This window comes from Enterobacter sp. Acro-832, assembly GCF_011752745.1.
GTDB lineage: Bacteria > Pseudomonadota > Gammaproteobacteria > Enterobacterales > Enterobacteriaceae > Enterobacter > Enterobacter quasiroggenkampii.
Map to the genome: position 1 here is coordinate 54802 of NZ_VWWX01000001.1, position 21529 is coordinate 76330.

General features: G+C 62.5%; 3 protein-coding genes. All 3 read left to right on the top strand.

From position 1 onward, the window contains the following. The first annotated feature begins 97 nt into the window (after positions 1 to 97). The 3 genes from F3J31_RS00295 to F3J31_RS00305 all read left to right on the top strand — a co-directional run bounded on the left by F3J31_RS00295 (position 98) and on the right by F3J31_RS00305 (position 21528). Positions 98 to 18103, top strand: coding sequence for an Ig-like domain-containing protein (locus F3J31_RS00295; RefSeq protein WP_167210535.1), 18006 nt, complete (start codon positions 98 to 100; stop codon positions 18101 to 18103). A 72-nt stretch (positions 18104 to 18175) separates the two neighbouring features. After that, the gene (locus tag F3J31_RS00300; RefSeq protein WP_167210538.1) at positions 18176 to 20356 is read left to right on the top strand and encodes a type I secretion system permease/ATPase; all 2181 of its coding nucleotides are present in this window, start codon (positions 18176 to 18178) and stop codon (positions 20354 to 20356) included. After that, positions 20353 to 21528, top strand: coding sequence for an HlyD family type I secretion periplasmic adaptor subunit (locus F3J31_RS00305; protein ID WP_167210540.1), 1176 nt, complete (start codon positions 20353 to 20355; stop codon positions 21526 to 21528). Before F3J31_RS00300 ends, F3J31_RS00305 begins: the two co-directional genes overlap by 4 nt. Position 21529: the final 1 nt, after the last annotated feature.

A 21529-nucleotide genomic window follows, 5' to 3' on the forward strand; every position in this document is an offset into this window, starting at 1 on the left:
AATAAGTCTGAAAATAATGGGTGTTTTTTCCCAGGGATAGCTACATCCGTCTGGTGGACATATCCACAGGAATCCGTACACCTGCAAGGAGAGAAATATGAGTAACATAAAGGTTGTTGATGTCATCATTCGCAAAACGGCGGAGAAAACGAAATTAACCGGCGAAGGGAATTTGTCGGTCTCTATTTCATCCCCGAGCGTGATTGAAATCCAGGGTTCTGCTCAGGATGTGGCGCGTTATGTCCGTCAGGGGAAAGACCTCCTCATTTATATGAAAGATGGCAGCGTGATTCGCTGCAATAACTATTTTGTTGAAGATCCTGAAACGCATACTCAGTCAGAGCTGGTATTCAACGATCGTCAGGAACTGACGCATATTTCTTTTGCCGATGCCGGGGAAGCATCAGGCGTGGCGGTGACCGAGTTAACCGCGCAGGCCACACCGATTAGCAGCATTCAACCTTTCCTGGAGCAGGAAAGCGTCTTAAGCGATGCGCCGTGGGGCTGGATTGCGGGAGCTGCATTAGGCGGCGGTGCCATCGGGGCGCTGCTGGCAAACGGCGGCGACGGCGATACTAAAACAAAAGTTATTGATAATACGAAAGAGGTGGAAAGCGCCACACCAACCTTCCTGCTGTCGGATAAAGCGGGCGACAAGCAGGGCGTGCTGACAGCAAACGCGATCACGGACGACAACACGCCAACCTTTAGCGGCACCGGTCAGCCGGGCGCGACGATCCAGATCAAAGACAGCAGCGGCAGCACCATCGCCAGCGCCATGGTGAGTAAAGAGGGCACCTGGACGGTAAAATTACCGACCCAGACGGACGGGGAACACACCTGGTCGGTGGTGCAGATCGACGGCAGTAAGACTACCGATGCGGGCAATATCACCGTAACGGTCTCGACCGCCGAGGCCGCCATTACGCTGGCCACCACGGCGGGCGATAATGTGCTTAACGCCAGCGAGCAATCCGCAGGCTTTACGCTCTCCGGCGCCAGCAAGAATCTGGCGCAGGGCACCGAACTTACCGTGACGCTAAACGGTAAAACCTACGGGGCCGTGGTGGGCGCTGACGGGAAGTGGAGCGTTAACGTACCCGCGGCCGACGCGCAGGCGCTGGGCGATGGCACCTGGACGGTCAACGTCAGCGGCAAAGACGCGGCGGGTAACACCGTGAGCGGCAGCCAGACAATCGGCGTGGATACCGTCGCGCCAACCCTCTCTGTCGATACCCTCGCGCAGGACAACATCATTAATGCCGCCGAGCACAGCCAGCCGCTGACGCTGACCGGCAAAACGAATGCGGAAGCCGGTCAGATCGTCACGGTCACGCTGAACGGTAAAAATTACAACGCCACGGTGGGCAGCGACGGCACCTGGTCCGTCACGCTTGCGGCGGGCGATGTGCAGGCGCTCAGCGAGGGCAATCACACCCTGACGGTGAACGTCAGCGACAAAGCGGGCAACGGCTCGTCTGTCACCGCCGATTTTGCGGTGGATACCACCGCGCCGGTCGTCACCATCGATACCGTGGCGGGCGACGATATTCTCAATACCAGCGAGCAGGGTCAGGCGCAGATTATCTCCGGGCAGGCAAACGGCGCCGCCGCGGGGGATGTGGTCACCGTGACCGTTGGTGGCCAGTCCTTCACCGGCGTGGTGCTGGCGGACGGCAGCTGGAGCGTAGGCGTTCCGGCGTCCGTGCTGGGCGCGCTGGGGGAAGGTAACCATACGATTTCAGTTTCCGTGACCGACGCGGCAGGTAACACCGGCAGCGCCACACACGGCATTACGCTGAGCGGCAACCCGCCAGAATTTACGATTGATACCATCAGCCAGGACAACGTGTTGAATGCTCAGGAGGCAATGCAACCGCTGAGCCTGACCGGCACCAGCAACCTGCCTGACGGCAGCGCCATCACCGTGACGTTGAACAACGTCAGCTATCAGGCCACCGTTGAAAACGGCATCTGGGCGGTCCAGGTGCCTGTTTCCGACGTCCTGAATCTGGCGAACACCCTTTACACCGTCAGCGTCAGCGGTACTGACAGCGTGGGTAACAGCGGCTCTGCCGCGGCGACGCTGCTGGTGGATACCGTGCTGCCGCAGGTGATCATCAACACCTTTGCGGGGGACAACCTGGTCAATAATGCCGAAGCGGGTGTGGATCAAACGCTCAGCGGTCGCGTCACCGGCGCGGCGGCGGGCGATACCATTTCTGTCACCGTGGGCGGCAAGAGCTACACCGCCACGGTGGGCAGTGATCTGACCTGGAGCGTAAAAATCCCGTCAGCGGATCTTCAGGCGTTCGGCGACGGCGATTTAACCTTCACCGCGTCGGTGACCAATTCGCACGGCAATACAGGCACCGGCGAGCGCAATATCAACATCAACGCGCAGCTGCCGGGTCTGCGCGTGAACACCATTTCCGGCGATGACGTGGTCAACGCCATTGAGCAGCAGCAGGATCTGACCGTCACCGGCTCCAGCACCCATCTGGCTGCCGGCACGCAGATTACCGTCACCATCAATAACGTTGAGTACGTTACCGCGGTGAACGCCAGCGGCCACTGGCAGATCGGCGTCCCGACCGCGGACCTGCAGGCCTGGACCGCGGGAGAGGTGACGGTAAGCGTCAGCGCTGAAGATGCCTGGGGCAATACCGTTGCGGCTGAACACCCGATTGAACTCGATCTGAACGCCGTGGCGGTCACCATTGATACCGTCTCCGGCGATGACCTGCTGAATGCGGCAGAAAAAGGCGCCGATTTAACCCTTTCCGGCCAGACGCAGGGCGTGGAGGCGGGGCAGACCGTGGTGGTGAAATTCGCCGACCAGACCTTTACCGCACAGGTGCAGCAGGACGGCTCCTGGAGCCTGACCGTGCCTGCCAGCGCCATGGAAACCCTGATCGACGGGCGCGCGCAGGTGAGCGTCAGCGTCACGAACGTCAATGGCAACAGTGCCGACGCGTCGCGCGTGGTCACGGTGGATACGCTGCCGCCAGCGATTACGCTCGATAATCTGACCGCCGACAACATCATCAACGCGGCTGAGGCGCAGCAGGATTTAGCCTTGAGCGGCACCAGCAGTGCGGAAGCAGGCCAGACGGTCACCGTGACGCTGAACGGTAAAACGTATCAGACCACGGTCCAGACGGACGGTACCTGGCAGCTGATCGTTCCGGCGGCTGATGTCGGCGCCCTCAATGATGGCATCGTGACCGTGACGGCCACCGTGAGCGACGTGGCGGGCAACAGCAGCAGCGCCGACCGCGTGGGTCTGGTGGACGCGACCGTGCCGCAGGTGACCATTAACGACTTTGTCACCGACACTAACACCGTTAACCAGCTCGCCCATTCACAGGCGCAGATCCTGAGCGGCTCCGTCGCCGGTGCGGCAGCGGGCGACCTTGTGACCATTACCATTAACAGCGTCGATTACACCACCGTGGTGGATGCAGCGGGCAACTGGAGCCTTGGCCTGCCGGCGTCTGTCGTACAGGGGCTGACGGACGGCACCTGGACCATCGACGTCTCCGTGACCGACAGGTCCGGTAATACCGGAAGCACTTCGCTGGATGTGGTGGTGAATACCGTGACGCCTGTCATCGGTATCAACACGCTGGCGGCAGACGACGTGATTAACGCGGCTGAGAAAGGCGAAGCTCTGCAGATTTCCGGCACCAGCAACCAGCCGGAAGGCACGACCATTACGGTGACCCTGAACGGCATACACTATACAGCCACCGCTGATGCCAGCGGCAACTGGAGCCTGACCGTTCCAGCGGCAAACGTCTCGGCGCTGGGCGAGGCGAATTACACCGTGACGGCGAGCGTCACCGATAGCGTAGGCAACAGCGCCTCAACCTCGCACGATGTGCTGGTGGACAGCTCGCTGCCGGTGGTAACGATCAACACGCTGGCGGGCGACAATATCGTTAACGCGGCGGAAGTGGCGGCGGGGCAAACCCTGTCCGGTAAGGTGACGAACGCGGCGGCAGGTGACACTGTCACGATTATCCTCGGCGGTCAGACATACACGGCTACCGTGCAGGACGATCTCACCTGGAGCCTGCCGTTAACGGAGAGTCAGTTCACCGCGCTCGGCAACGGCGATCTCACCGTATCGGCCAGCGTGACCAACGGGCACGGCAATACCGGCTCTTCTTCTCTCGACTTCACCATCGACGCCCAGCTTCCGGGGCTGCGTATTGATACGGTCGCAGGCGACGACGTGATTAACGTGATTGAACACGCGCAGAACCTGATTGTGTCCGGCACCAGCACCGATCTGGCGGCGGGCAGCGCCGTGACCGTGACCATCAACGGCAAAGCGTATTCCGCAACGGTACTGGCGGACGGTACCTGGCAGGCGGCGGTACCGGCGGCGGACGTGTCCCAGTGGGCGGATGGCTCGCTGGATATCAAGGCAAGCGCGCAGGATGCCTCCGGCAACCCGGTAACCATCGGGACCGTCGTGGACGTCGATCTCGCGCCGGTCGCCATCACCATCAGCAGCGTGACCGACGACAACGTGCTTAACGCGGCGGAAAAAGGCCAGGATCTGGTGCTGTCCGGTACGACATCCAACGTTGAAGCGGGCCAGACCGTCACCATCACCTTCGCAGGGAAAACGTATACCACGACGGTGGATGGCAACGGCGACTGGACCTGGACCGTTCCGGCTGCCGATCTGAGCGGCCTGAAAGAGGGAGACGCCAGCGCGCAGGTCAGCGTCACCAACGTGAACGGCAACACGGCCTCTTCGGCGCAGGCATTCAGCGTCGACACCACCGCGCCGACGGTGACCATTAACACCATTAGCGGCGATAACATGCTGAATGCGGCTGAGGCGGCGCAGGATCTGACCCTGAGCGGGACGTCTACGGCCGAAGCAGGCCAGACGGTCACCGTGACCTTCAACGGCAATCAGTACACCGCGCAGGTGCAGGCGGACGGCAGCTGGACGCTCGACGTGCCTGCGGCGGATCTGGCAGGCATTACCGACGGCAGCGCGGCGGTCACGGCGACCGTGTCCGATAAAGCTGGTAACCCGGCCAGCGCGGGATCCTCGATGCTGGTGGACACCACCGTGCCGCAGATCACCTTCAACATCGTTGCCGGCGACGACATCGTGAATATTGCCGAGCACGGCCAGGCGCTGATCGTCTCCGGTAAGGTGACGGGCGCGCAGGCGGGCGACGTGATTACCGTGACCCTGAACGGTAAAGACTACACCGCCATGCTGGACGCGTCCGGCAGCTGGAGCGTGGGTGTTCCGGCGGCGGACGTGGGCGCGCTGGCCAATGGTGACCAGACGATCTCCGCGACCCTCACCGACAAAGCCGGTAACAGCGCCACTGCGACGCACGAATTTGACGTCTCCCTGACCGCACCGGTCATTGCCATCAATACCCTGGCGGTTGACGACGTGATCAACGCGACCGAGAAAGGCCAGGATCTGCAGGTATCCGGCACCAGTAACCAGCCGGACGGAACGACCATTACGGTGACCCTGAACGGAATCAGCTATACGGCCACCACCGACGCGAGCGGGAACTGGAGCGTGACCGTTCCGGCGGCAAACGTCTCGGCACTGGGCGAAGCGAGCTACGTCGTGACGGCGAGCGTGACTGACGCCGCGGGCAACAGCGCGAGCACCGGCCACAGCGTGCTGGTCGACAGCGCGCTGCCGCAGGTCACCATCAACCCGGTCGCCACGGACGATGTCATTAACGCAGCGGAAGTGGCTGCCGGACAGACCCTGAGCGGGAAAGTGAGCGGTGCGGCGAGCGGTGACACTGTCACCATTTCCATCGGCGGCAATATCTATACTGCGACGGTTCAGGACGATCTGAGCTGGTCGGTCAACGTGCCGTCCTCGGTCTTAACCGCCATCGGTAACGGCGATCTGACGGTGTCAGCCAGCGTCACCAACGGCCACGGCAACACCGGCACCGGCGAGCGCGACATCAGCATCGACGCAAACCTGCCGGGCCTGCGCGTCGATACCGTGGCAGGCGACGATGTGATCAATAGCATTGAGCACGCTCAAAACCTGGTTATTACCGGCTCCAGCGACGGACTGGCGAGCGGCTCCGCGCTGACGGTCACCGTCAACGGCAAAACCTACGCGGCCACCGTACTGGCGGACGGCACCTGGACGGCGGCCATTCCGGCGGCAGACGTCAGCGCGCTCGGCGCGGGCACGGTTACCGTGACCGTGGAGGGGCAAAGCGCGGCGGGGAATCCGGTGACCATCAGCCATGACGTGAAGGTGGATCTGGCGGCAGTCGCCATCAGCATTAACCCGATTGCCTCTGACGACGTGATTAACGCGGCAGAGAAAGGCGCGGACCTGGTGCTGTCCGGCTCCACCACCAACGTGGAAGAAAACCAGACCGTTACCATCACCTTCGGCGGCAAGTCGTACACCGCGACGGTCGATGCCGACGGCAACTGGACGGCTACCGTACCGTCTGCCGACGTGGGCAGCCTGAAGGACGGCGACGCCAGCGTGCAGGTGAGCGTGACCAACGTGAACGGCAACAGCGCGTCGGCGGGCCGTGAGTACAGCGTGGACGCGACCGCGCCGACGGTGTCTATTGAAATCATCAGCGACAACAACATCATCAATGCGGCCGAAGCGCAGCAGGATCTGGTGATTAACGGCGTCACCAACGCCGAAGCGGGCCAGACCGTCACCGTGACTCTGAACGGTATGGACTATACCACCACCGTGCAGGCTAACGGCAGCTGGAGCGTGACCGTGCCGTCCGCGGATCTGAGCGGTATTACCGACGGGAACTATACCATCAGCGCCGCCGTATCGGACAAAGCGGGCAACCCGGCCTCCGCGGATCGCGACGTGCTGGTGGATACCACCGTTCCACAGTTGACCATTCACACCGTGTCCGACGACGACGTGATCAACAGCGCCGAGCATGCGCAGGCCCTGATTGTCACCGGTTCCGTGACGGGCGCGGCGGCGGGCGACGTGGTCACGGTCACCCTCAACGGCAAATCGTACACCGCAACCCTGGACGCCTCCGGCAACTGGAGCGTGGGCGTGCCGGCGGCGGACGTCACCGCGCTGACCGCCGGGGATTACACCATTACCGCGGCGCTGACCGATAAAGCGGGCAACAGCAACAGCGCCACGCACGGCGTGGCGGTGAACCTGACCGCGCCGGGGCTGACCATTGACACCGTTTCCGGTGACGATGTTATCAACAATACAGAGAAAACCCAGGACCTGACCCTCTCCGGTACGGCTTCCGGCCTGGCGGCAGGCGCGGTGGTGACCGTGGTGCTGAACGGCAAAGCGTACAGTGCGCAGGTGGACGATAACGGAAAATGGACCACCACCGTTCCGGCGAGCGAAGTCGGTCAGTTGGGCGAGGCGCTTTACACCGTCACCGCCTCGGCGACGGACAGCGTCGGTAACAGCACCAGCGCGTCGCACACCGTAAACGTGGAGTCCGTTCTGCCTGGCGTGATCGTCAACACCATTGCGGGCGACGACGTCATTAACGCGGCGGAGCTGGCAGCCGGCCAGACCATCAGCGGTAAGGTGGTGAATGCCGAAGCGGGCAATACCGTGACCGTGACGATTGGCGGTAATATCTACACCGCAACGGTGCAGAGCGATCTCACCTGGTCCGTTAATGTGCCGTCGGACGTGCTGACTGCGCTGGGTAACGGCGATTTAACGGTGTCGGCCAGCGTGACCAACGGCGTCGGCAACAGCGGATCCGCTGAGCGCGATATCACTATCGACGCTAACCTGCCGGGCCTGCGCGTGGATACCGTGGCGGGTGACGACGTGATCAACAGCATCGAACACGGGCAGAACCTGATTATCACCGGCACCAGCGACGGGCTGGCGGCGGGCGCGGCGCTGACCGTGACCGTCAACGGCAAAACCTATCCGGCGACCGTGCTGGCGGACGGCACCTGGCGCGCGGCGATCCCGGCTGCGGACGTGGGTGCGCTGAATGCAGGCACGGTCACCGTGACCGTTGCCGGCCAGAGCAGCGCCGGTAATCCGGTCTCCATCAGCCACGATGTGACGGTGGATCTGGCGACCGTTGCCATCAGCATCGATGCGATTGCCGCCGACGACGTGATTAACGCTGCCGAGAAGGGCGCGGATCTGGTGCTCTCCGGGGCGACCTCGAACGTTGAGGAAAACCAGACGGTTACCATCACCTTCGGCGGCAAGAGCTACACCGCGACCGTAGGCGCCGACGGCAAATGGACGACCACGGTGCCAGCCGCCGACCTGGCGGGTCTGAAAGACGGCGACGCCAGCGTGCAGGTGAGCGTAACCAACGTGAACGGCAACAGCGCCTCGGCGGGCCGCGAGTACAGCGTGGATGCGACCGCGCCGAGCGTGACCATTAACACCCTTGCGACGGACGACATTCTTAATGCCGCCGAAGCGAAGAGCGATCTGACCGTGTCCGGTACCAGTACCGCCGAAGCGGGCCAGACGGTCACCGTATTGTTGAACGGCAAAGACTACACCACAACCGTCAGCGCGGATGGCAGCTGGACGCTGAACGTTCCGGCGGCCGATGTTGCGGCCCTGACGGACGGCAGCGTGACCGTGACCGCAAGCGTCAGCGACAAGGCGGGTAACCCGGCGTCCGTGGACCACAACCTGACGGTGGATGTGACCGTTCCTGCGGTCACTATCAACACCATCGCGGGTGACGATGTGATTAACGTGGCTGAACACAGTCAGGCACACGTTATCAGCGGCACCGCCACCGGCGCGGCAGCGGGCGATAAGGTGACCGTCACCATCGGCGGCCAGACGTACACCACCGTGCTGGACGCGGCGGGGAACTGGAGCGTGGGCGTACCGGCCAGCGTCATTTCCGGCCTCAGCGACGGCACCGTGACCGTGACTGCGTCCGTCACCGACGCGGCGGGCAACACCGGCACCGGCAGCCATAACGTGACCGTCGATACCGGTCTGCCTTCGGTCAGCTTCAACGCCATCAGCGACGATAACGTGCTGAATGCGGTGGAAAAAGGTCAGGACCTGAGCGTCAGCGGCACCAGCGCCAACCTGGCGGAAGGCACCGTGGTGACCGTGACCCTGAACGGCAAAAACTACACGGCGACGACCGCGGCAGACGGCACCTGGAGCCTGACGGTTCCGGCGGCGGATCTGGCCGGTCTGGGTCAGGCCAACTACACCCTGAACGCGACCGCCACCAACGGGGTGGGCAACAGCGTGAGCAACACCGCGAACCTGCTGGTAGACACCGCGCTGCCAACGGTCACCATCAACACCGTGGCGGGCGATAACGTCATTAATGCGGCGGAAGTGGCCGCAGGCCAGACCCTGAGCGGCACCGTGGCGAATGCCGAAGCGGGCAACACCGTGACCGTGACCATTGGTGGCAACAGCTACACCGCAACGGTGCAGAACGACCTGTCCTGGTCCGTGAACGTGCCGTCTGACGTGCTGACCGCGCTGGGCAACGGCAGCCTGAGCGTGACGGCGACCGTTACCAACGGCCACGGCAACACCGGAACCGGCGAGCGCGCGATCGCGATCGACGCTAACCTGCCGGGGCTGCGCGTCGATACCGTCGCGGGTGATGACGTGATCAACAGCATCGAGCACGCGCAGAACCTGATCGTCAGCGGATCCAGCGACGGGCTGGCACCGGGCACGGCGCTGACCGTCACCATCAACGGCAAAGACTATGCGGCCACGGTGCTGGCGGACGGCAGCTGGAGCGCGGCTGTGCCGTCTACCGACGTGAGCGCGTGGCCGGAAGGCACCGTCAAAATCAGCGTCACCGGCGACAGCGCTGCGGGCAATCCGATTACCATCAGCCACGATGTGACGGTAGATCTGGCGACCGTTGCCATCAGCATCAATGCGATTGCCACCGACGACGTGATTAACGCGGCGGAGAAGGGCGCGGATCTGGTGCTGTCCGGTGCGACCATCAACGTGGAAGCCGGGCAGACCGTGACCATCAGCCTGAACGGCAAAATCTATAGTGCGACAGTGGACGACAGCGGCAACTGGACCTGTACCGTACCGTCTGCGGATCTGGCTGGCCTGAAGGACGGCGATGCCAGCGTGCAGGTGAGCGTCACCAACGTGAACGGCAACAGCGCCTCGGCGGGCCGCGAGTACAGCGTGGATGCGACCGCGCCGAGCGTGACCATCAACACCCTGGCGACGGACGACATTCTTAATGCCGCCGAAGCGAAGAGCGAACTGACCGTGTCCGGCAGCAGCTCTGCCGAAGCGGGCCAGACGGTGACCGTGTCGCTGAACAGCAAAGACTACACCACCACCGTCAGCGCGGACGGCAGCTGGACGCTGAACGTTCCGGCGGCCGATGTTGCGGCCCTGACGGACGGCAGTGTGACCGTGACCGCAAGCGTCAGCGACAAGGCGGGTAACCCGGCGTCCGTTGATCACAACCTGACGGTGGACGTCACCGTTCCGGCGGTGACCATCAATACCGTGGCGGGCGACGATGTCATTAACCTCGCAGAACACAGCCAGGCGCACATCATCAGCGGCACCGCCACCGGCGCGGCCGCGGGTGATAAGGTCACCGTCACCATCGGCGGCCAGACGTACACCACCGTGCTGGACGCGGCGGGGAACTGGAGCGTGGGCGTACCGGCGAGCGTGATTTCCGGCCTCAGCGACGGCACTGTGACCGTGACTGCGTCCGTCACCGACGCGGCGGGCAACACCGGCACCGGTACGCATAGCGTGACCGTCGATACCGGTCTGCCATCGGTCAGCTTCAACGCCATCAGCGACGATAACGTGCTGAACGCGGTGGAGAAAGGTCAGGATCTGAGCGTGAGCGGCACCAGTGCCAACCTGGCGGAAGGCACCGTGGTGACCGTGACCCTGAACGGCAAAAACTACACGGCGACGACCGCGGCAGACGGAAGCTGGAGCCTGACGGTCCCGGCGGCGGATCTGGCGAGCCTGGGCGAAGCCAACTACACCCTGAGCGCGGCCGCCACCAACGGCGTGGGCAACAGCGTGAGCAACACCGCGAACCTGCTGGTAGACACCGCGCTGCCGGGCGTCACCATCAACACCGTGGCGGGCGATAACGTCATTAACGCGGCGGAAGTGGCCGCGGGCCAGACCCTCAGCGGCAAGGTAACGAACGCGGAAGCGGGCAATACCGTCACCGTGACCATTGGCGGTAACACCTACACCGCGACGGTGCAGAGCGATCTGACCTGGTCCGTGAACGTGCCGGAGTCCGTCCTGACGGCGCTGGGCAATGGCGATTTGACCGTGTCAGCAACCGTCACCAACGGCCATGGCAACACCGGGACCGGCGAGCGCGACATCGCGATCGACGCTAACCTGCCGGGCCTGCGCGTTGATACCGTGGCGGGCGACGATGTGATCAACAGCATCGAACATACTCAAAACCTGATCGTCTCCGGCACCAGCGACGGGCTGGCGGCAGGCACAACGCTCACCGTGACCGTCAATGGCAAAACTTATGCGGCCTCCGTGCTGGCAGACGGTTCCTGGAGCGCGGCGATCCCGGCGGCAGACGTCGCGGCCTTCGCAGCAGGTACGGTCACCGTGACCGTTGCAGGCCAGAGCGCGGCGGGCAACCCGGTGACCATCAGCCATGACGTGACCGTCGATCTGGCGGCGGTGGCTATCAGCATCGATGCGATTGCCACCGACGACGTGATTAACGTGGCGGAGAAAGGTGCGGATCTGGTGCTCTCCGGCAGCACCTCGAACGTGGAGGAAAACCAGACCGTTACGGTTACCTTCGGCGGCAAGACGTACACCGCGAAGGTGGATGCTGACGGTAACTGGACGGCCACCGTGCCGTCCGCGGATCTCGCGGGCCTGAAAGACGGTGACGTCAGCGTGCAGGTGAGCGTCACCAACGCGCACGGCAACAGCGCCACGGCGGGCCGGGAGTACAGCGTGGACGCGACGGCGCCAACCGTGACCATTGATACGGTCGCAGGCGATAACGTGATTAACGGCAGCGAAGCGGCTGCGGGCGTTGCTATCTCCGGCACCACCACGGCGGAAGCCGGGCAGACGGTCACCGTGATGCTGGGCGGTAAGAGCTATACCGCGCAGGTGCAGCAGGGCGGCGTCTGGAGCGTGAACGTTCCGGGCAGCGATCTGGCCGCACTGGCGGATAGCGGCTACACCGTGCAGGTGAGCGTGAGCGACGCGGCGGGGAACCCGGGCAGCGCGGGTAAGACGATTACGCTTGATACCACGCCGCCGACCGTCAGCTTTAACGTGGTGGCGGGCGATGACGTGATTAACAGCGTGGAGCACGGCCAGGCGCAGATCGTCAGCGGGTCGGCAACCGGCGCGAACGTCGGGGATAAAGTGGTTATCACCCTCGGTTCGCACCAGTACACCACTACCGTTGACGCCAGCGGCAACTGGAGCGTGGGCGTTCCGGCCAGCGTGATTTCCGCGCTGACCGACGGCACCGTGACCCTCAGCGCGACCATTACCGACAGCGCGGGTAACAGCAGCACCCAGACCCATGACGTGGTGGTCAACACCGCCTCCGTGGCGCTGACGGTGAACACCGTTAGCGGTGACGACGTCATCAACGCGGCTGAAGCCGGTTCGTCACTGGTGATTAACGGCTCCAGCGCGCAGTTCGCCAGCGGGACCCAGGTCACCGTGACCCTGAACGGCAAGAGCTATACGGCCACGATTCAGAGCGACGGCACCTGGACGACCACCGTACCGGCCGCAGACGTGGGCGCCCTGGCCGATGGTGCACGCTATCAGGTGTCCGTATCGGCACAGGACAGCGCGGGCAACAGCGCGTCGGCAACGCACGGCATCAGCGTGGATACCACTGCGCCGGTGGTGAGCATTGGGACGCTGTCGGTTGACGACATGCTGAACGCCGCGGAAGCGCAGCAGCCGCTGACCGTGCACGGTTCTTCCAGTGCGGAGGCGGGTCAGACCGTTACCGTGACGCTGGGCGGCAAAACCTACACTGCGCTTGTCGGCAGCGACGGCACCTGGACGCTCGACGTGCCGGCAGCCGACCTGGCCGCCCTGAACCAGGGCGCGCTGACGGTCACTGCCTCGGTCAACGATAAAGCGGGTAATAACGGCCAGACCACGCACACCTTAACAGTGGATACCGTTGCGCCAACCGTAACCATCAGCACTGTGGCCGATGACGATATCGTCAACAACGCGGAGCAGCTGGCGGGCCAGACTATCCGCGGCACCACCACAGCGGAACAGGGCCAGACGGTGACCGTCTCCTTCAACGGGCACAGCTATCAGGCGACCGTCGGGGCAGACGGATCGTGGTCGGTCTTCGTGCCGGGCCGTGATTTCCTCGGCCTGAGCGACGGGGAGTACACCATCACCGCGTCGGTAAGCGACAAGGCGGGCAACCCGGGCAGCGCAACGCACGACGTGACGCTGAACGGCGATGTTCCAACCATCACCATTAACACCTTTGCGCAGGACGACATCGTCAACGCCGCCGAGCACGGCACGCCGCTGGTCATCAGCGGCACCACCGACGCGCCGGCAGGCCAGACGGTGACCATCACGCTGAACGGTAAAACCTATGCGGCTACCGTCCAGAATGACGGTACCTGGAGCTACACGGTGGGAAGCGCTGACGTGGCCGCGCTGGCAGACGGCGGCTCGTACGTGATTAACGCGCAGGTCAGCAATACCATCGGCAACAGCGCCAGCGATAACCATACCGTCACGGTCGATCTGACCGCGCCGTCGATGGGGATCGCTATTGATTCGCTGCAAAACGACACCGGCCTGAGCGCAACGGATTTCATCACCAACGACAGCCAGGTCGTCGTCAACGGCTCGCTGACCGCGCAGCTCGGCAATAACGAGAAGGCGCAGATCAGCCTCGACGGCGGCGTCACCTGGATTGACCTGACCGTGACCGGCACCACCTGGCGCTACGCCGATGGCCGCACCCTGACGGACGGGACGTATCAGTACCAGGTCCGCGTGATTGATAACGCGGGCAACGTGGGGGCCACGGACAGCCAGGACGTGGTGATTGACCTGACGAAGCCTGCGGCAACCACCATTACCGTGGATTCCATTACGCAGGATACCGGCCTGTCCGGCAGCGACTTTATCACCAGCGACAACCAGATCAGCCTGAAAGGGACGCTGGGCGCGGCGCTGGGCAGCGGCGACCACGCGCAGATCAGCCTTGACGGCGGCGTCACCTGGACCGACGTCAGCGTCAGCGGTCTGAGCTGGACGTATGTTGATGGCCGCACGCTGGCCGACGGGGATTACAACTACCAGCTGCGCGTGATTGACGATGCGGGCAACATCAGCGCCACCGCCTCTCAGGTGGTGACCATTGATACCGTTGCGCCGGACGCCAGCAAAACGATCGCCATCGACAGCATCAGCGACGATACTGGCCTGAGCAGCAGCGACTTTATCACTCGCGACACGTCCCTGACGTTGCACGGCTCGCTCGGCGCGACGCTGGCCGACGGCGAATACGCCCAGATCAGCATCGACGGCGGCGTCACCTGGCTGAACGTGATCGTCACCGGCAACAGCTGGTACTACGTCGATAGCCGCACGCTGGGTAACCAGACCTATGACTACTACGTCCGCGTGGTGGATGCCGCCGGTAACGTGGGGGCCAGCGCCCATCAGCAGGTGACCGTGGATACGGTCGCCCCGGATGCGGCGATTACGGTGACCGTGGATAACATTACCGTGGATACCGGCTTCGATAATAACGACTTCCTGACCAGTTCGACCTCGTACACGCTGCACGGAACGCTCGGCGCAGAACTCGGCGCGGGTGAATTCGTGCAGGTGAGCATGGACGGCGGCACGACCTGGGTATACGCCACCGTAAGCGGGACGCAGTGGAGCTACAGCGACACGCGTACCCTGACCGACGGCAGCCATAACTACCAGGTGCGGGTCGTTGACCAGGCGGGTAACGTCGGGGCCACCACCTCGCAGGCGGTGACAGTGGATACGCAGGCGCCGCAGTACGGCGTCACCATCGACAGCATCAGCGAAGATACCGGCCAGTCCGGCAGTGATTTCATCACCATGGACACCACGCTGACCATCAACGGTTCGCTGGGCAGCGCGCTGGCCAGCGACGAGCGCGTACAGATCAGCCTCGACGGCGGGAATACCTGGCTTGATACCACGGTCACCAACCAGCGCTGGAGCTACACCGATACTCGCGATCTGCCTGACGGGGACTACACCTACCAGGTGCGGATTATCGACCAGGCGGGCAACGTGGGTTCCACCGCGTCTCAGGTCGTCACGGTAGACACCACGCCGCCGACCACGGTTGGCACGGTTGTGAGCTACACCGACGGCGAAGGCGAGCGTCAGGGCACCTTTGGCAGCGCGGTGGCAACGGACGATAACTCGCCGCTGATCAACGGGACGCTTAACCGTGCCCCGGACGACGGCGAGATCGTGCAGCTTTACCGTGACGGGGTTCTGCTCGGCCAGGTGACCATGAACGGTAGCGCAAGCTGGTCCTTCCAGGACAACGGCCTGAGCGACGGGAATCACACCTACATCGTGCGCGTCACCGACAGGGCCGGAAACTACACGGAATCCGACGGCTTCGTGCTGAACGTTGATACCAGCATCCCGACCACCACGGCGGCGATTACCGCGCAGACCACGTCTGATACCACGCCGATCGTCACCGGTACCGTCTCCGCTGACCTGGTGAACGGTGAATATCTGGTGGTGACGGTGAACGGCAAAACCTACACCTCCCAGACGGGCGGTGCGGTGGTGGTCGACCCGGATCACAACACCTGGTATCTGCAGATCCCGGACGGCGATGTGCTGAGCGTGGCGAGCTACAGCGTGACCGCGCAGGTGAAGAGCAGCGCGGGTAACGGCAATACCACGGGTACGGCGACCGGTAGCCTGGTGATTGATACCACCTCGGTGAACACCGACTGGGCAACCACGGCGGGGAACAGCAACAACTCCACCATGACACTCGGCATGAACAGCAGCGGTCTGTGGAATATCATCGCTAACGGCCAGTCTTACTCCAGCAGCGATAGCTCGACCTATGCCGGCAATACGCTGACTAACACCCGTAACTACTACGTGGTGAGCCAGACCGCCGCCGACTTTGACCGTAACGGCACGCAGGACATTTTCGCCACGGAGACCACCTACTCAGGATCCACGCAGGTGATGTGGACCTACGATGGCAGCACCTATAACGCCAGTCAGCTGGCAATGGGGACCACCATCTGGTACGGCGGCGTGATTGCGTACGATAAAACAGGTGATGGGTATCTGGATCTGGCGTACGGTGACTCCGGCGCGGACTCCATTACCTATCTGATCAACAACAACGGGGTACTCTCGCCTGACGGCACCTACGGCGGCGCGGGGTTCTGGGGACAGTTCACCACCATGCGTGAAATCTCCGGCGTCGATATTAACAATGACGGCACCGTGGATGTGGTTCAGCACACCAACCGCAGCGGCGCGTACTCGTTAACCGTGATCAACAACAACGGCAACGGGACGTTATCCATCGGTCAGAACCTGACGAACGTGTTTGTGGCAAACGCCTCGAATACCACCACGGCGGCGTCCATGACGTGGGCAGACTTCAACGGCGATGGCTACATGGATCTGTACCTGGGCAGCAGCTACAACAACAACGGCGGGGTGATCTACTACAACGACGGCACCGGGAAGCTCTCGGCCACCAAGAGCGCGGTCGAGGCCTCTAACGCCTCGGCGGGCTATCTGTCGGTGGCGGTGGACTGGAACGGTGACGGGCAGATGGACATCGTCAAGCTCAGCACCTACGGCGGCTCGCAGACGGCGACCCTGTTCACCAACAACGGCTACGGTTCCACCTGGACCGCCAGCCAGCTGGCTTCAGGCATTGCTTACGCCACCGGCGTGGCGGCAGTGGACTACAACTGGGACGGCGCGCAGGATCTGCTGGTCTCTCAGCAGAACGGCAAGGTGGTGCTGGTGCAAAACAGCAAAACCATTGCTGACGGCACCGCGATGCATCTGCACATTGTCGACAGCGAGGGCATCAACGCCTACTACGGCAATACGGTCAACCTGTACAACGCCGCGGGTGTGCTGGTGGCCTCGCAGATCATCAATGCCCAGTCCGGTATCGGGTCGAACGATACGTCCGCGCTGGTGAGCTTCTACGGGCTGGATCCGAATGAAACCTATTCGGCCGAGATCCTGAAGATCACCAACGGCGTGTCGGATAACGTCACCTGGAGCGGCCTGGAGGCGGGCAACGGCAAGGAGGGCTACGTCCTGACGGCCGAAGCGGCCACCGGCGGCCACAGCGGAACCATTACCGGAACCGGGTATAACGACACCTTTATCGCCGAAAATGGCACTTATACCTACAACGGTTCCGGCGGCTGGACTACCCATTCCGACCATGACACCTGGAGCAACACCGGTGGAATGGACGTGGTGGATTACCGCAATGCGACCTCCGGCGTGACCGTGGATCTGCGCCTCTCAACCGCGCAGGACACCGGCTTCGGCACCACGCGTCTGCTGAACATTGAAGGGATTAACGGCTCGGATTACGACGACGTCATCACCGGCAACAGCGGTGATAACCGGTTCGAAGGCCGCGGCGGAAACGACACCTTCAACATCGGCAGCGGCGGTCACGATACGCTGCTCTACAAGCTGATCAACGCCTCGGACGCCACGGGCGGTAACGGTCACGACGTGGTGAACGGCTTTACGGTCGGCACCTGGGAAGGGACGGCGGACACGGATCGTATTGACCTGCGCGATCTGCTTTCCGGCAGCGGCTATACCGGCACGGGCTCGGCGAGCTATGTGAACGGCGTGGCCACGCTGGACAGCAGCGCGGGCAATATCAGCGATTACATCCGCGTGGTGCAGAACGGCAGCAATACCGAGATCCAGGTTGACCTGGACGGTACCGGCGGTCAGTTCTCGCCAACCACCCTGGTGACGCTGAACGGCGTGCAGACGGATCTGGCGACGCTGCTGGCGAACCATCAACTGTTAATTGCGTAAAACAACGCCGCGGGGAGCGATCCCCGCGGCCTTTTGGCGTTTCTTTACACGAATTGCGTTAACCCGGAGATTATGAAGACACATCCACAGTACGAACCCTGGCTGCAGGGCATGCTCATCATCGCGAAGCACTACCGGCTGGACTTTTCGGTGGAGCACGTTCGGGTCACGATTAACCATGAAAGCCAGTCGCCGCGCCAGCTGGTGCTGGAGGAGATGGCGCGCCAGCTTGGGCTGGGGATGCGTGTGGTGGCGGCGGAAGCGGTCTCCCTCGATCCGTGGCGTCTGCCGCTGCTGGCAGAATTCACCGGCGGGCAGATTGCGGTGATCAACCGCATGGACAACGAAGGCAACGTCAGCCTGCAGTTCAGCGGCGACGGCGGCCTGGAGACGACGCTGACGCGCGAGGCGCTCGGGTCGCGATTAAAGGGCCTGATGGTGCTGCGCCCGCTCGAGTCCACGCCGGATGCCCGCGTGGATGACTACATCAAACCGTATGAGAAAAACTGGTTCTGGCAGCTGGCGCTGAAGGACTGGCGACGCTACAGCGACATTATGCTGGTGGCGCTGGTCGCCAACGTGCTGGCGCTTTCCGGCATGGTCTTCTCCATGCAGGTCTACGACAGGGTGGTACCGTCGCAGTCAGAAGCCACGCTGTGGGTGCTGTTTGGCGGCGTGATGATTGCCATCGTGTTCGAATTCATCATGCGCATGCTGCGCGTACACATTTCTGACGTGGTGGGGAAGCGCGCCGATCTGCGTATCTCTGAACGCGTCTTTGCCCACGCGCTGCGGATTAAAAACGGCGCACGCTCGAAATCAACCGGATCGTTTATCGCGCAGATCCGCGAGCTGGAGTCGGTGCGCGAGCTAATCACCTCGACGACCATTGCGGCCCTCTCCGATCTGCCGTTCTTCCTGCTGTTCGTCTTCATTCTGTGGATGATTGGCGGTCCGCTGGTGCTGGTGGTCCTGCTCGCCGTGCCGCTGTTGCTTATTCCGGGCCTGCTGGTGCAGCGCCCGCTGGGGAAACTCTCCAGCGAAGGGATGCGTGAATCCGCCATTCGTAACGCCACGCTGGTGGAAGCGGTGCAGGGCATTGAAGACATCAAGCTGATGCGCGCCGAGCAGCGTTTCCAGAATCAGTGGAATAACACCAACGACGTCGCCGCCAGCGTCGGCATGAAGCAGCGCTGGCTGACGGGCCTGCTGCTTACCTGGACCCAGGAGGTGCAGTCCATTGTTTACGCGGTGGTGCTGCTGGTGGGCTGCTATCTGGTCATCAGCGGTGACATGACCACCGGTGCGCTGGTGGGTACCTCGATTCTGGCGTCGCGGACCATTGCGCCGCTGTCGCAGATCTCAGGCGTGCTCTCACGCTGGCAGTCGGCAAAAGTGGCCCGTAAGGGGCTGGACGACCTGATGCAGCGGCCGATTGACGATCCGCAGCACGGCAAGAAGGTGCACAAAGCCCACCTGCGCGGCGACTATGCGCTTGAGGACGTGGGGTTTTATTACGACGAGGAAGAGAAACTCACCGTGCTCAACATCAGCAAGCTGCAGATCCGCGCCGGAGAGCGTGTGGCGGTGCTCGGGCGCAATGGCTCCGGCAAAAGCACGCTGTTACAGCTTCTGGCGGGCATGCAGGAGCCGCAGCAGGGCAGCATTCTGCTGGACGATATTGCCCTTAATCATCTTGATCCGGCCGACGTGCGTCGCGACATGCAGCTGCTGAGCCAGCAGGCCCGTCTGTTCTTTGGCTCCGTGCGGGACAACATCCTGATGGGTAACCCGCTGGCGACCGACGATGAGATTCACCAGGCGCTGGTCAACAGTGGCGCGCTGGAGTTTGTGCGCAAACAGAAAATGGGGCTGAACACTATCATCAACGAGGGCGGAACGGGCCTCTCGGGCGGACAGCGTCAGGCGCTGCTGCTGGCGCGCGCCCTGATCACCTCGCCGACGATTCTGCTGCTGGACGAGCCAACGGCCTGGCTGGACGAAATGAGCGAGAAGCAGTTTATTCAGCATCTTCACACATGGCTGGGTAAGCGCCGGACGCTGGTGGTGGCGACGCATCGCCTGCCGATCCTTGACCTGGTTGACCGCATCATCGTGCTGGAAAACGGCAAGGTGGTGATGGACGGCCCGCGTGACGCCATCCTGCGCCAGCACGGTATGGCGCCGCAAAAGACAGCACAGCGCACCGTGACCATGAAACCGGCGGCGGTTGCAGAGGAGGGCGCGGCATGAATGATTTCTCCCGTTTTAATAGCCGACTGAAGGAGCCTCGCCTTCCGCGCTCTACCCTGGTGGCATGGTCCCTGTTCGCCCTGCTGGTGGTGTTTATCGCCTGGGCGAGCCTGTTCCATCTTGATGAGGTGACGACAGGCAGCGGCAAGGTGATACCGTCTTCGCATGAGCAGGTCATCCAGTCCCTGGAAGGCGGCATTATCCATAGCCTGATGGTGCGCGAAGGCGACATCGTCGAGCGCGGCCAGCAGCTCGCGCAGCTTGATCGGACAAAAACCGAGTCGAGCGTGCTGGAGAGCGAGTCGCGTCTGAATGCGGCGCTGGCCACGGCGGCACGCCTGAAGGCCGAAGTTAACGACACGGAGCTGACGTTTCCCGAGGAGCTGGAGGACGACGTTGAGCTGGTTAAGCAGGAAACGGCGCTCTATCAGTCCCGTCGCGAGAGCCTTGAAAAAGGGCTGGCGGGTTTACGTCAGGGTGCCGAGCTGGTGCAGCGTGAGCTGTCGTTGACCCGTCCGCTGGTGACCCAGGGGGCGGCCAGCAAGGTGGAGGTGCTGCGTCTTGAGCGTCAAAAAAATGAGCTTGAGAATAAAATCACCGAGATGAAAAACCAGTATTACGTCCGCGCCCGCGAAGAGCTGGCGAAAGCCAATGCGGAGATCGAAGCCCAGCGTTCGGTGATGAAGGGGCGGGAAGACTCCCTGACCCGACTGACCTTCAATGCGCCGGTTCGCGGGATCGTGAAGGATATTGACGTCACGACCGTGGGCGGCGTCATCCCGCCGAACGGCAAGCTGATGAGTCTGGTTCCGCTTGACGATCAGATGGTGGTAGAAGCGAAAATTTCGCCGCGCGATGTGGCGTTTATCCATCCCGGCCAGAAGGCGCTGGTGAAAGTGACGGCCTATGACTACTCCATTTACGGTGGGCTGGAAGGGGAAGTGACCATGATTTCGCCGGACACCCTGCAGGATGAGGTGAAAAGAGATGTTTATTACTATCGCGTCTATATTCGTACCGACAGTAACCATCTGACTAATAAGCAGGGTCAGGAATTTCCGGTCTTTCCGGGCATGATTGCCACCGTTGATATTAAAACCGGCAGCAAAACTATTCTGGATTATCTGTTGAAACCGCTGAACAAGGCAAAAGAGGCGCTGCGGGAAAGATAAG